Below are 13,360 nucleotides of genomic sequence, written 5' to 3'. Positions count from 1 at the left end.
ATGTTCTCCTGATGATAGCGCTTAGCGGTTGGCGGCAAGGGCGGCCAGCTGCTGGGTCAAATAGGATTGGGTGGTCGCCATTTTGCTCAGCGTTACGTCGAGGCGCGTGTACTGGGCCCGGTAGCGCGCTTCGATGGTGGTCAGCTTGTCGGCAAAGCGCTGGCGCTGGTCGGCCACATCCTTGATGCTGTTGTTGATGCCCGTGGTGCGGCCCGTGATGATGCCGTCCGTGCCGAGGAAGGAAGCGGCCAGGTTGTTCAGCTGGTAGGCATAGCCTTGCGAGAAGCTCACCGTGCCCCTGTCTCCCAGGCCGCCGCCCGTCACTTCGATCTTCAGGCCGTCGGCCGGCGAACCGGGCGCGCCCGTCAGGGTCTGGCCCGAACCGATGACGGCCTGGCCGCCGATGGTGCCGGCCACGTCCGTACCCTTGGTGGGCGTGACGCCCGCGCCGATCAGCGAATCCACGGTCGTGCCGGTGACGGAGGAAACGGCCAGGTTGGAGACGGAACCGTAACGGGCCGACGCCACCACCAGGCGGCCATTGCCGTCGATCGAAGCCGTCACCGAGCCGCCATTGTCGCTGAAGGTTTTTACGCCGTTGATCGACGACTGGATCATGCCGGCCAGCTGGGCCGGTGTGTAATTGCCAGCAGGAATGGTCACGGTGGCCGTATTCTTGGCAGCGGCAGGGTCCGTGTCATTCAAGGTGACGCTCCAGGTGGTGTCGCTGGCGATCGTCGTCGAGGCCGGCAAGGCCACGGTGCCGCTCAGGGTGCCCTGGCTGGCCATGTTGGTGATGTTCAGCGCATACGAGCCGGGCTTGGTGGCGGCCGTCGAGCTGGTGAAGCTGACGTTGCTGTCCGTGGTTTTCCCCAGGGCCGAGAAGAGGCCGGCCACGTCGGAGAAGTTGGCGCTGATGGCCTTGTCCAGCACGGCCGAGTCCAGCACCAGGCTGCCGTCTTTCTGGAAGGTGATGCCGACCTGGTCCAGGGTCTTCAGGTTGCCTGCCAGTCCGGTGATCGATGTGCTCAGCTGCTTGCGCAGCTGGGACTGGATCGATTGCGTCGTCGAATCGCCGAGCATGACGCCGGCCTGCTTGGTTTCCGCGTTATACGACGTCATCTTGGCGATCGACGCGTTCAAGTCGTTGTAGGCCTTGACGAAGGCGGTGACGCCGGTCTTCACCGTCGTCGTATCCTTGGACACGGACAGCGAGCTGCTGCCCACCTTCAGCACGTTCAGGGTCACGCCTTCGATGGCGCTGTCGATGCTGTTCGAGCTGTTCGTGATGGGAATGCCATTGACGCTGAGCATGGTGTTCTGCGCGGCGCTGTTCTGTTTCAGGTTTTGCGTGCCCGAGGCATCATAGGACAGCAAATCGCTCAGCGCGCTGTCGGCCGGCTGGCCGTCGCTGCCGCTGAGCGAAATCTTCATGCTTGAATTGGCGCCCGACTTCGACGAGCTCAGCACCAGATGGTGGGGCTTGTCCGTGCCGTCGGAAACGATGCTGGCGGTCACGCCCAGGCCCGCATTGTTGATGGCGTCGCGGATGCCCTGCAGCGAATTGTTCGTCGAATCGATGACCACCGTGCCCGTCGCCTGCGTGGCATCCTGGGTAAAGCCGCTGCCGATATACGCGCCGCCGGCGCCGGCCGTCAGTCCGGCCGCCGCCGGATTGCTGCCGCCCACCGTGATGGGGCTGCCGTTGGTCGAGGCGAGCGTGATGGAGCTGGCAACGGTGACGTTAAATCCCGTGTTGGTGGCCGTCGAGGCATGGCCGATGCCGCCCTTGACGTCGCCCGTCACCACTTCCTCGATCTGGATGTTGGAGCCGTCCGCGCGCGTAAATTGCAGGGTGCCGTCGGCAGCCTTGCCGCTGACGGTGATGTTTGCTTCCGCCAGGGCATTCGAGACGGCGTTCGGGCCGGCCAGGGTGGTATCGAGCGAGGCGCCCGTGATGCCGGCGCCGGCGCCCACGCCATTGCCCTGCGTAACGATATTGATGCCGCCAACGGACAGCGAATACGTGCCATCTGCACCGGTGGCCACATTGCCATAGCCGGCGAATAGGGTGGCGCTGCTGGCGGCCGGCTGTGCCGTGGCCGTCACGCCCGTGGTGCTGCTCTTGGCGTTGATGGCTTCGGCCAGCGCGCGCGTGCTCTTGGTGGTGCTGTCGGTGGGAATGGCCGTGCCATTCAGGGTCAGGGAGCCGTTGTTGATGCCGTTTTGCAAAGTGGTACCGCTGAGTGCCGTACCTTTCATGCCGAAGATGCCACCGCTAACATTACCTAATTGAAATGAAATGGTGGTCTTGGCGCCCGAGCCGATGGTGGAAATCTTGCTGGCGTAGCCAGCCGAGGTCAGGGTTTGCGATTGCGCAAGCTGGCTGACATTGATGTTGTAATTGCCAGCCACGGCCTTGGCGCCGGCAGAGGCCGTAAATACGAGCGGGTCGGCAGGCATCGCCGAGACGGCGCGGAAATTGTTGCTGTTGCTCAGGCCCGAGAGCGACGTCTGGAAGGCGCCCACGGCGCCGCTCAGGGTACCCAGCGCGCTCAGCTTGGCCTGGTAGGAAGCGGTTTTCTTGTCGTACGTCGCCAGGGGCAGCGCTTCAGCGGTCATCAGCTTATCGATGAGGGCGGTGACGTCCAGCGTGCTGTTGCCGATGCCTGGGGAAGATAAGGTTGGTGAGATGGCCACTACATGCTCCTAGGAAAACACTAATATAAGCTGTTATCGGCAGAATCAATCAGGACTTGAGAGGGGCTTTTACGCTTCTGTTTTCAGTTGCCTGAGCAGGCAGGCCGGAATGCGGGGATGTTGTCGTGTGAACTGCATTAAAAAACAGGGCCAGTCCAGGTGGCTGGCTGGCCCTTGCTCGCGGTTTCTTTGCTGTATAGCACTGATCCTGCGTTTCTTGCCGGCATGAATTATGCGCTCTGGCTGATCAGCTGGCCTTTTGCCGAGGCAAATGACTTGGCAATTTCCAGTGCTTCCCGGGTCGGGATCTGGCGCAGGACTTCCTGCGTTTCCTGGTCGATGATCTTGACCACGGTGCGCTGGCTGTCTTCGTCGATGGAAAATTGCAAGCCCTGGGTCTTGACCTGTGGCGACTGGTTCAGCTCCGAAACGGCCTGGTCCAGCTGTTCGCGGCTCGGTTCCTTGCCGTTGGCCGTGGCGTCGATGCCGGTACCCGCGTTGCGTGATGCCTGCGGACGTGCGGCGGCCGGTTCCGCGGCCGGGTAGTTCTTGTCGATGCGCGCTGCGGAGGCGGCAGCTATGGTGTCGATAGTCATGTTGCTCCCCTAGTGAAAATTCCCCTGCCGAAAAAATCCGGCAGGGGAACCTGAGTCCAGCGATGTCGCGTGGCTAATCGAAGATTAACCGCGCAGCAGGCTCAGCACGCCGTTTGGCAGCGAGTTCGCTTGTGCCAGCATGGCGGTACCAGCTTGTTGCAGGATCTGGCCACGGGTCATGCTGGCCGTTTCTGCAGCAAAGTCGGTATCGACGATGCGGCTGCGCGAGGCCGACAGGTTTTCCGTCGTCGATTGCAGGTTGGCGATCGCCGAGGAGAAGCGCGATTGCAAAGCACCGTACTGCGCGCGTTGGCTGTTGACCGTGGACAAGGCTGCATCCGTGATCTTCAGTGCCAGCTGGGCGCCTTCGAACGTGGTGACGTCCAGCGTGGCGACCGATTTCAGGCTCGAACCCTGGTTGGCGCCAACAGCTACGCCGCCCGTCAGTTTCAGGCCGGTAGCCGACGTTTCGCTGACCGAGAAGCTGCTGTCGCCATCGAAGGTGACGCGGCCGTTGGCCACGGCGACGGCGGTCGAGGTTTTGGCATCGAATGCTGCCGCTGCCAGCTTCACGCCTTTTTCGTCGTACGTTTTCACGTCCAGCTTGGCGTTGGTCTGCGTGTTGCTGATCTTGATATCCGCGCCGGATGCATTGCTCAGCTTGATGCCGCCCTGGGAGGCATCGTACTGGGCGGTCACGCCCGTCTTGGCCGTTTGCGCATTGATCGCGTTGATGCCGGCGGCAAAGTCGGCAGCCGTGCCAGCGGTGCCGGTGACGGCGAACGATACGGTCACGGCGTCCGCTGCATTGGAGTTGTCCGAGTTGATCTTGAACGAATATGCTTCCACGCCCAGGGCCAGGTTGACATCGGTGCGGGCGTCAGCCGTTACGCCGGTGTTGGCGGTCTTGGCATTGACGGCGGCGGCAATCGACTTGGCCGACGAGGTGGCGTCCGTGGCGACGTCGGCGGCGCCGAACTTGCCCGAGATCTTGATCGAACCACCGTTGGTGGCGCTGGTGGCGGCCGCTGCTTGTACTGCAGCATTTTCCACGCGGTTGTTGCCGTAGGTGCTGGTCAGGAAGTTCGCGCCATTGGCCGAAATCAACTGGTTGGCATCGGCGCCGACCTGGAAGTTAGCCGTACCCATGGTGCCGTCCAGCAAAGCCTGGCCGTTGAACGAGGTGGTGGTGGCGATACGGTTCAATTCCGAGTTCAGCTGGCCGACTTCGGTTTGCAGAGCCTGGCGGTCGCTGGCCGAGTTGGTGGCGTTCGACGATTGCACGGCCAGTTGGCGGATGCGTTGCAGGATGTCGCCCGAGCTCGACAGTGCGCCCTCGGCCGTTTGCGCCAGCGACACGCCGTCATTGGCGTTGCGGGTCGCTTGCGTCATGCCGTTGATTTGCGACGTCATGCGGTCCGAAATCGACAGGCCGGCGGCATCGTCTTTGGCGCTGTTAATACGCAGGCCGGAGGACAGGCGTTGCAGCGAGGTGGTCAAGGCCGATTGCGAGGTCGACAGGTTGCGTTGCGAGTTCAGGGAAGCGATGTTGGTGTTAATTACTGCAGCCATTTTAATTCTCCAGACAGGTACTACATTGCGCTATGTGCTATTCACGTTGGTCTGCCTCTGTACTTTGAAGCAATCAAACCGTCGTTGTAATGTTTATCGGTGGCCGCCTGAAAAAGTTGATAGGAAAAAACATTCTTTATTTTATTTTTTCACCCTCAGCTTTCCGTGGAGCGGCCCGCTAGACGGCAGGTAAAAACAAAACTTGAGGGCAAAAAAAGTTTTATTTTTACCCGCATGCCCGTCTGTTGAGGACCCAGGAAGCGTATGCCGGTTGCCGGCCGCGGTTTTTAAGCCCCCATATATGGGCGTATTCCCCGCCTGCTCGTGGAATGATGCTTGGTTACAACTGGTAAGATTGTTCCCATCACACGTCCTGCCTGCCGTCACGGCGATGGCAGCGCAACTTCGCCTAACCATGAGTTTTTATGACAACGACTAATATGGCTGCCAGCGGCGCCTCCATTGCCCCACGGCCGCAGGAAATAGAGCAAGCCGTCGGCGAGGCCCTGGAGCAGGCGCAGCAACATCTGCGCGCGGAGCGCTATGACGAGGCGGCACAGCTGTTCTTTGCCGTGCTCGAACTGGCGCCCGAGGAAGCGTTCGCCAATCGCCAGCTGGGATTGCTGTACTTGCGTACGGGCGATGCGGCAGGCAGCCTGCCGCACTTTGCCGCCGTGCTGGGGGCCGAGCCCGAGCAATCGACCAGTTGGCTCGACTATATAGAAGCGCTGATGCTGGCCGGGCAGATCGACCTGGCGCAGCAGACGCTGCTACTGGGACGCCGCCATGGGCTCGATAGCCTGGCGGTCGATCAGCTGGAGCAAAAATTGCTGGAAGAGCAGCGGCAGGAGCATGCCGGCCTGGCTGGCGACGCCATGGCGGCGCATGGCAAGAAGGCCATGAGCGCCGATCAGAAGCTTTCCGAGCGTTTGACGGCCCTGTTTGACCGTGGCCATTATGCGGACATGGAGGTGGAGGCGCGCGCCGCCACGCGCCGCGCGCCGCGCGATGGCCTGGGCTGGAAAATGCTGGGCGCCGCCCTGCAAATGCAGGGCAGGGCCCGTGCAGCGCTGCCGTGCATGCAGAAAGCGCAACGTTTCTTTCCCGGCGATGCGGAAATATTGAACAATATAGGTCTTGTCCAGCAGGAGCTGGGGCGCTACGCTGCAGCCGAGTTGAGCTATCGCAAGGCTTTCAGCATGGTGCCCGACTTTTTTGGCGCCCATAGCAACCTGTTGTTTTTGCAAAATTACAATTCCACGGGGTCGCCTGCCAAGCGTTTCGAGCAGGCATTGCGTTTTGGCAAGGCTGTCACGGCCTATGCCGCCCAGCCATTTCGCCGCTGGGCTTGCCGCAAGGATCCCACGCGCCTGCGTATCGGTATCGTGTCGGGCGACTTGCGCCGCCATCCCGTCGGCTACTTCCTGGAAAGCTTGCTCGCCTCGCTCAATAGCGAAACCGTGGAACTGATCGCCTATCCCACGGTCGTCAAGGTCGATGAGCTGACGAACCGCCTCGCTCCCCATTTTTCCGCCTGGCGCCCTATCCATGACAAGACCGACGAGGCTGCCGCCGCCATGATCGACGCCGATGGCGTGCATGTGCTGCTGGACTTGAGCGGACATACGGCGGAAAACCGCCTGCCGCTGTTCGCCTGGCGGCCGGCCCCCGTGCAAGCCACCTGGCTCGGTTATTTTGCCACCACGGGCGTGGCGCAGATCGACTATCTGCTGGGCGACCGCTTTGTCGCGCCGCCAGGCGAGGCAGACCAGTTCACGGAAACCCTGTGGCGCATGCCCGACAGCTATCTGTGCTTTACCGCGCCCGAGTTCGACCTGGCGGTGGCGCCCTTGCCCGCGCTGGAGAATGGCTATGTGACGTTTGCCTGCTTTAATAATCTGGGCAAGATGAATGATGACGTGGTGGCCGTCTGGGCCAGGGCGCTGCAGCAGGTGCCCGATGCGCGCTTGTTCCTGAAAAATCCGCAGCTGGGTGACGCCGGCGTGCGTACCCATACGCTGGCGCGCTTTGCCGCGCACGGCATTCCTGCCGTACGCCTGCGCCTGGAAGGGCCGTCGTCGCGGCAAGAGTTGCTGACCACCTACCAGCAAGCCGACATCGTGCTCGATCCCTTCCCGTATCCGGGCGGTACCACCAGCATGGAAGCACTGTGGATGGGCTTGCCCATCGTCACGCGCAAGGGCGACCGCTTCCTGTCGCACCTGGGCGAATCGGTCCTGCACAATGCGGGCTTGCCGGACTGGATCGCCGCCGATGATGACGCGTATGTGGCTATTGCCGTTCAGAAAGCCGGTGACCTGGCGTCCCTGGCAGCCCTGCGCGGCGGCCTGCGCGCCCAGGTACTGGCCTCGCCCCTGTACGACGCGCCGCGCTTTGCGCGCCATTTCGAAGACGCCATGTGGGGCATGTGGCGGGCGCGGATGGCTGTGATTGATAACGCAGGAGAAGAATAATGTCGCGTACCACCCTGATTACCGGCGGCGCCGGCTTCCTCGGCTCGCACCTGTGCGACCGCATGATCGCCGATGGCCACGACGTGCTGTGCGTGGATAATTTCTACACGGGCAGCAAGGACAATATCCGCCACCTGCTGGGCCACAAGCGCTTCGAGCTGCTGCGCCACGACGTCTGGCTGCCGCTGTACGTGGAAGTCGACCGCATCTACAACCTGGCGTGCCCGGCCAGTCCCGTGCATTACCAGAACGACCCGACCTCGACCACCAAGACCTCGGTGCTGGGCGCCATCAACATGCTGGGCCTGGCCAAGCGCAAGCGCGCGCGCATTCTGCAGGCGTCCACCTCGGAAGTGTATGGCGATCCGCAAGTGCATCCGCAACGCGAGGATTATTGGGGCCATGTCAACCCGATCGGCCCGCGCGCCTGCTACGATGAAGGCAAGCGCTGCGCCGAAACCCTGTTTTTCGATTACCACCGCCAGTCGGCCGTGGATATCCGCGTCGTGCGCATCTTCAATACCTATGGCCCGCGCATGCATCCGAACGACGGCCGCGTCGTCAGCAACTTCATCGTGCAGGCGCTGCGCGGCGAACCGATCACCCTGTACGGCGACGGCCAGCAGACGCGCTCGTTCTGCTATGTCGACGATTTGATCGAGGGCATGGTGCGCATGATGAACCAGACCCAGGAAATCGGTCCCATGAACCTGGGCAATCCCTCCGAATTCACCATCCGCGAACTGGCCGAGCTGGTGCTGCGCCTGACGGAATCGAAAAGCGAACTGGTCTTCCGCCCGCTGCCGGCCGACGACCCCGTGCGCCGCCAGCCCGATATCGCCAAGGCGCGCGCCGCCCTGGAATGGGAACCGACGGTGAGCCTGCATGATGGCTTGAAAGAAACCATCGCCTACTTCAAGAAAGTGATCTTTGCATGAAACAGCAATTGCTCCCGGCCGTGTGCCCGGTCTGCGCCCACACGGTGGCGGCGGCGTTTTTCGATGGCGGCCAGCAAGCCCTGGCCACCCTGGGCTGGCCGGCCAGCGCGGCCGAAGCGCAGGCGATGGCCGTGCAGCCGCACGATTTCGTGCAGTGCCCGCAGTGCGCGCATGTGTGGAACCGCGCGTTTTCCTATGACGCCATTCCCTACCAAAACAATCCCAACCGCATGTTCAACAAGGGCGGTATCTGGAAAGGCCACCTGGCCGATACGCGCGACGTGCTGCTGGCCCGCTTGCCGGCCTCGCCCACGGTGATCGACATCGGTTGCGGCGAAGGCCATTTCGTGCGCGCGCTGGCCGACGCCAGGGGCGAGCAGGGGCGTTTCATCGGTTTCGACCCGAATGCCACGCCGGAAACGGGCCGCGGCGTGGAGTTTCATGCGCGCTATTTCCAGCCGCTGCAGGATGTGCCTGAGTTTGCGCCCGATGCGCTGGTGATCCGCCACGTGCTCGAGCACCTGACCGATCCCGCCTCCCTGGTCGAGCAGATGGCGTGGGCCGCCTCGCGCTCGGAGCAGCCGTGCTGGCTGTTTGCCGAAGTGCCGTGCATCGACCGCGTCTTCGCCACGGGCCGCCTGGCCGATTTCTTCTATGAACACATGTCGCATTTCACGACGGAATCGTTCCGCACCCTGATGCAGCGGGCCGGCGAGGTGGTGCAGCTGGCGCACGGCTATGACGGCGAGGTCGTGTATGCGCTGGTGCGCCTGCAGGTGCCGAAGGCGCTGCGCGACCAGGCGCGCCACAGCAACGCATTTGCCGTTGCCGCCCAGCGCAGCCGCAAGACCATTGCCGCCCAGCTCGACACCCTGGCCACCGGCGGCCAGCGCGTGGCCATCTGGGGCGGCACGGGCAAGGCCGCCGCCTTCATGCACCAGTTCGGCGCCGACGCGCAGCGCTTCCCTCTCGTGGTCGACTCCGATCCGGACAAGGCCGGCACCTTCGTGCCTGGCCTGGGCCAGGAAATCGTCTACCGCGACGTGCTGAAAACGGCGCCGGTCGACGTCGTCATCATCCCCACGCAGTGGCGCGCCCGCGATATCGCCGCCGAAATGGCGCGCGAAGGCATCGTCGCCAAGTCCATCCTGATCGAGCACGAAGGCGGCTTGATCGATTTCTTTGCCGACGAGCATCCTTACCGCTGATTTCCCGCCAGGCGCCCAGCAGGCGCCGGAATGCAAAATGCCGCTCGATGAGCGGCATTTTTATTGGCTGCTGCCGTGAGAGGCGGCTCAGTCGGCCACCACCACGCGGTTCTTGCCCGTCTGCTTGGCCTGGTACATGGCGCGGTCGGCGCGTTTGACCAGTTCGGCCTGGTCTTCGTTGGGCAGGCGCAGGGCCACGCCGGCGGAAAACGTGATCAAGACTTTCTCGTTGTCGTGCAGGAAGAAATGCCGGGTCAGCTCGCGCTGCAGGCGCGTCATGGTCGAGGCGGCCGCATCGACCGTGGTTTCCGGCAGCAGGATGAGGAATTCCTCGCCGCCGAAGCGGGCGATGACATCCATCGAGCGCAGGGTTTCCTTGACGATCTTCACCAGGTGTTTCAGGGCCGCATCGCCGGCCAGGTGGCCGTAGGTGTCGTTCAGGCGCTTGAAGTCATCGAGGTCCAGCATGGCGATGCACAGCGGCGTGCCGCGGCGGTCGGAGCGGGCCGTCTCGCGTTCGAACACGTCGTCGAGGCCGCGGCGGTTCAGGCTGCCCGTCAGCTGATCTTCACGCACCAGTTCGCTCATATGCTGGAGCTTGGCTTCCAGCGTGTGGATGCGCTGTTCCGCATCCTGCACTTCCTGGCGCGCCAGCACCATCTTGTCGCGTGCGCGCAACGCTTCGTTCTGCACCATGCGCGTTTCGCGCAGTACTTCGTCGAGCACGTGATTGAGTTCGCTGATGTTTTCCGCCTGGCTGATCTTTTCCGAATAGCCGCCGATCTTTTCGTGGAAGTCGCCCGTGCTGGCCGCCACCTGGCCCAGGCGGTCGATGAAGGTCATCATCATGTTCTTCACCGTCAGCTTGACGTCGGACAGGCTGTGCTTGAGCTGGCTTTGCTTGTAGATGACTTCCTTCAGGCTGCGCGTGGCGTCTTCCAGCGCGCGCTGGTCCAGCGGGCCGGCGATCAGGTTTTGCACGGCATCGACCTGGCCGCGCAGCCAGCTGTCGTCGTCCAGCAACTGGCTGACGTTGTCGAGCAGCAGCTTGAACAGGCGCAGCAGCAGTTCCTGCTGCTCGGCCGTATCGCCGCTCTTCAGTTCAATCTGGTAGCACAGCTGTTTCAGGCGCAGGGCCGCCTCGTTCAGGGCCTCTTCCGTGTGCGCCTGCTTGATGGCGGCGCCCAGCGATTCGGCCTCTTCCACCAGCGCGGGCGTGCCCGTCAGCAGTGTGGCGACGGCAAAGCCCAGGGTGCGGCTCAGTAATTCGCGCAGGGTGCGCGTCTGTTCGCCGTCCGGCAGGGGCGGCAATTCGATGCCGCCGCCTTTCTTGGCCTGTTTTTCCGCCAGCTGCGCCAGGGTGCGCGCATAGCTGTCCCAGTCGCGCGCCTTCAGGGCGCGCTGGAAGCGGCGGCCGAAGTCGCCCAGTTCGCCCGCCGATTCGCTCATCTTGGCGGCAAACTGCGTCAGCACGTTTTCCGCGCCGTTTTCCGTCGGGGCGCTGGCGGCCAGCACGGCCGCGGGCGCTGCCGGCGGGTCAGCCGGTTCGCTGATGCCGGCGATTTCATTGTAGATGTCGCGGTAGGCGCCCGGCGTGGGCGCGATGCGGCGCGTCGCCAGGCGGCGAAACGCTTCGCGGGCGATGTCGGCCGGGTTCATCGCCGCACCGGCGGCGGTATTCGTGGCGCCAGCCGGTGTATTTGCTGGCGAAGATGGCAATTTACTGGACATGTAGGCAAAGCCTTTTTAGATATATTCTAATTATCCTCATGATATGCGAGTTGGCAAAGAACTTATTGTGCGAGAAGCAAGGAGAAGTCCATCCAATTCGCCAGATGCCAGCCTGCATGCCGTGTCGGCGGCATCCGGCCGCCGTGCCCCGCTAGTCGACCAGCTGGTTGCGGATGGCGTAATGGGTCAGTTCGGCACTATTCTTGAGTTTCATTTTCACCAGCAAGCGGGCGCGGTATTCGCTGACGGTTTTCACGGACAGTTTCAGCTCCTCGGCGATGGCGCCCACCGTCTTGCCCGAGGCAATCATGACCAGCGTCTGGTATTCGCGGTCCGACAAGGTGTCGTGCAGGGCCGTTTCGTGGTCTTCGCCCACCGTGTTGGCCAGTTCCTGGGCCAGCGAGGCGCTGATGTACTTCAGGCCCTGGGCCACCTGGCGGATGGCCGTCACCAGTTCGCGCGGCGCGCTCTGCTTCGTCAGGTAGCCGGCGGCGCCCGCCTTGAGCGAGCGGATCGCGTACTGGTCTTCCCTGTGCATGGACAGCATCAGCACGGCCAGTTCCGGCTTTTCCTTCTTGATCTGCTTGAGCACCTCGATGCCGCTGCGGTCGGGCAGGGAGATGTCGAGCAGCAATACCTGGCATTTCGAGCCACGGAACAGCTTGATGGCGTCGTGGCCGTTTTCCGCTTCGCCGGCAACGACGATGTCGCGGGTATCGGCGAGGATCTGCTTCAAGCCTTCGCGCACGATCGCGTGATCGTCGGCGATAAATACCCGGATGGTGGCTTTTTCTTTCATGACTGCATTCGTTTCTTATCTGGTTCACCTACGCTAGGCTGCGTCTTGCGGCGGCCTGGCATGCGCTGGCGCATGGGCTGCAGCCGCTATTATCGCCTCTCGCGGCGAGGCCAGCCTGATTTTTATGCTGAGTATGGTGCCGCCGTCGGGCGCATCCATCAGGCTCAAGGTGCCGCCCAGCGCGCTGGCGCGCTCGGTCATGCCGCGGATGCCGAACGATTGCGGCTTGGCGCGGTCGGAAAGGCGCATGCCGACGCCATTGTCGGCGATCGACAGGCCGAGATGCTGGCGCTGCCGGACCAGGCGCACCGCGACCTTGCTCGCCTGCGCGTGCTTGGCGATGTTCGTCAGCGCTTCCTGGGCGATGCGGAACAGGCTGGTGGCCTGGTCCAGTTCCAGCTCGATGTGCTGGCGGTTCGACGTGAACTGGCATTCGATGCCGGCCTGGCGCGCGAATTCCTTCACCTGCCAGTCCAGCGCGGCGACGATGCCCAGATCCAGCATGGAGGGGCGCAAGTCCAGCGAAATGCGGTGCACGGCGTCGATGCTGCGGTCGACCAAGGCATCGACATACTCGGCTTTTTCTTGCAACAGGGCATCGTCAGGCGGCAGGCGCCGGGCCAGCATGGCCAGCGCCATCTTGATCGCCGTCAAGTTGCCGCCCAGGTCATCGTGCAATTCGCGCGCCAGGCGCGTGCGCTCGTGTTCCTTGACCTTGTCGATATGCGCCGTCAGTTCGGCCAGGCGGGCGCGCGACTGGCGCACTTCGATCTGTTCGAGCCGGCTTTCGGTGATATTCGTCATGATGCCTTCCCACTGCACCGTGCCGTCGGCCAGCGCGCGCGGCGTGGAGCGCAGGTTGATCCATTTCACATCCTTCCACGCATCGACCCAGATGCGGCCTTCCCAGTTCCAGCCCCACAGGGCGGTCTTCGACGCCTGCATCGAGTCCAGGTACGAGGCGCGGTCGTCCGCCAGGATCAGCTGGTAGAACAGTTCCGGGCGCGCATGCAGTTGCGCCGGACTCAGCCCCAGCAAGGCCTGGCAGCCGTCGCTCAGGTAGGGAAAGGCGCTGCGGCCGTCCGCGTGCAGGCAGAACTGGTACACGAGGCCCGGCGTATTCGAGACGATGGCGTTAAAGCGCGTTTGCACCTGTTCCAGCGCGGCGGCCGTCGCCTGCGGCGTGCGCAAGTCATCGCCCACGGCCAGGATCAGGGCGCGGCCCTGGTGGCTGGCGCGCGACAGGTGCAGCGTCAGCGAATAGCGGCTGCCATCGCGGCGCCGGGGCTGCACGTGCACGATGGCTTGCGCGCCGACGGCCTCGTCAAGGGCAGCCAGCTGG

The 13,360-nt window shown here is 63.2% G+C and carries 9 protein-coding genes; 3 read left to right on the top strand and 6 right to left on the bottom strand.

Annotated features, from left to right (window positions below; genetic code table 11):
* Positions 1 to 21: 21 nt before the first annotated feature.
* The 3 genes from fliD to AC1RDJ_RS26825 form a co-directional block, all read right to left on the bottom strand.
* Positions 22 to 2,700, bottom strand: coding sequence for a flagellar filament capping protein FliD (gene fliD / locus AC1RDJ_RS26835; protein WP_289885296.1), 2,679 nt, complete (start codon positions 2,698 to 2,700; stop codon positions 22 to 24).
* Between the two features lie 230 nt (positions 2,701 to 2,930).
* A complete protein-coding gene (locus AC1RDJ_RS26830) occupies positions 2,931 to 3,296 on the bottom strand; it encodes a flagellar protein FlaG (protein WP_071322407.1) in 366 nt (121 codons plus the stop codon).
* Between the two features lie 84 nt (positions 3,297 to 3,380).
* The gene (locus AC1RDJ_RS26825; protein WP_071322408.1) at positions 3,381 to 4,868 is read right to left on the bottom strand and encodes a flagellin N-terminal helical domain-containing protein; all 1,488 of its coding nucleotides are present in this window, start codon (positions 4,866 to 4,868) and stop codon (positions 3,381 to 3,383) included.
* Between the two features lie 425 nt (positions 4,869 to 5,293).
* Between AC1RDJ_RS26825 and AC1RDJ_RS26820 the strand changes: the two genes are divergently transcribed.
* Genes AC1RDJ_RS26820 through AC1RDJ_RS26810 form a run of 3 tightly spaced genes read left to right on the top strand, consistent with a single transcriptional unit; the run spans position 5,294 to position 9,488 of the window.
* A complete protein-coding gene (locus AC1RDJ_RS26820; protein ID WP_493029267.1) occupies positions 5,294 to 7,342 on the top strand; it encodes a tetratricopeptide repeat protein in 2,049 nt (682 codons plus the stop codon).
* On the top strand, positions 7,342 to 8,280 hold the full coding sequence (locus AC1RDJ_RS26815) for a UDP-glucuronic acid decarboxylase family protein (RefSeq protein ID WP_071322410.1): 939 nt from the start codon (positions 7,342 to 7,344) through the stop codon (positions 8,278 to 8,280). The genes AC1RDJ_RS26820 and AC1RDJ_RS26815 overlap by 1 nt, the downstream gene beginning before the upstream one ends.
* A complete protein-coding gene (locus AC1RDJ_RS26810) occupies positions 8,277 to 9,488 on the top strand; it encodes a class I SAM-dependent methyltransferase (RefSeq protein ID WP_493029266.1) in 1,212 nt (403 codons plus the stop codon). The genes AC1RDJ_RS26815 and AC1RDJ_RS26810 overlap by 4 nt, the downstream gene beginning before the upstream one ends.
* A gap of 87 nt (positions 9,489 to 9,575) precedes the next feature.
* Here the strand turns inward: AC1RDJ_RS26810 and AC1RDJ_RS26805 are convergent, their stop codons facing one another.
* From AC1RDJ_RS26805 to AC1RDJ_RS26795, 3 genes are all read right to left on the bottom strand, one after another.
* Positions 9,576 to 11,147 carry a GGDEF domain-containing protein gene (locus AC1RDJ_RS26805; protein WP_071322412.1) on the bottom strand — a complete coding sequence of 524 codons (1,572 nt, stop codon included), beginning with the start codon at positions 11,145 to 11,147 and terminating at the stop codon, positions 9,576 to 9,578.
* 223 nt (positions 11,148 to 11,370) lie between these two features.
* Positions 11,371 to 12,018, bottom strand: coding sequence for a response regulator (locus tag AC1RDJ_RS26800; protein WP_071322413.1), 648 nt, complete (start codon positions 12,016 to 12,018; stop codon positions 11,371 to 11,373).
* A gap of 33 nt (positions 12,019 to 12,051) precedes the next feature.
* A partial coding sequence (locus AC1RDJ_RS26795; RefSeq protein WP_493029265.1) for a sensor histidine kinase occupies positions 12,052 to 13,360 on the bottom strand: 1,309 nt, incomplete at its 5' end.

The organism is Janthinobacterium sp. GW822-FHT07H10, assembly GCF_058798675.1.
Note: the sequence above shows the minus strand (reverse complement) of the source record. Positions and strands in the feature narration are given on the sequence as shown.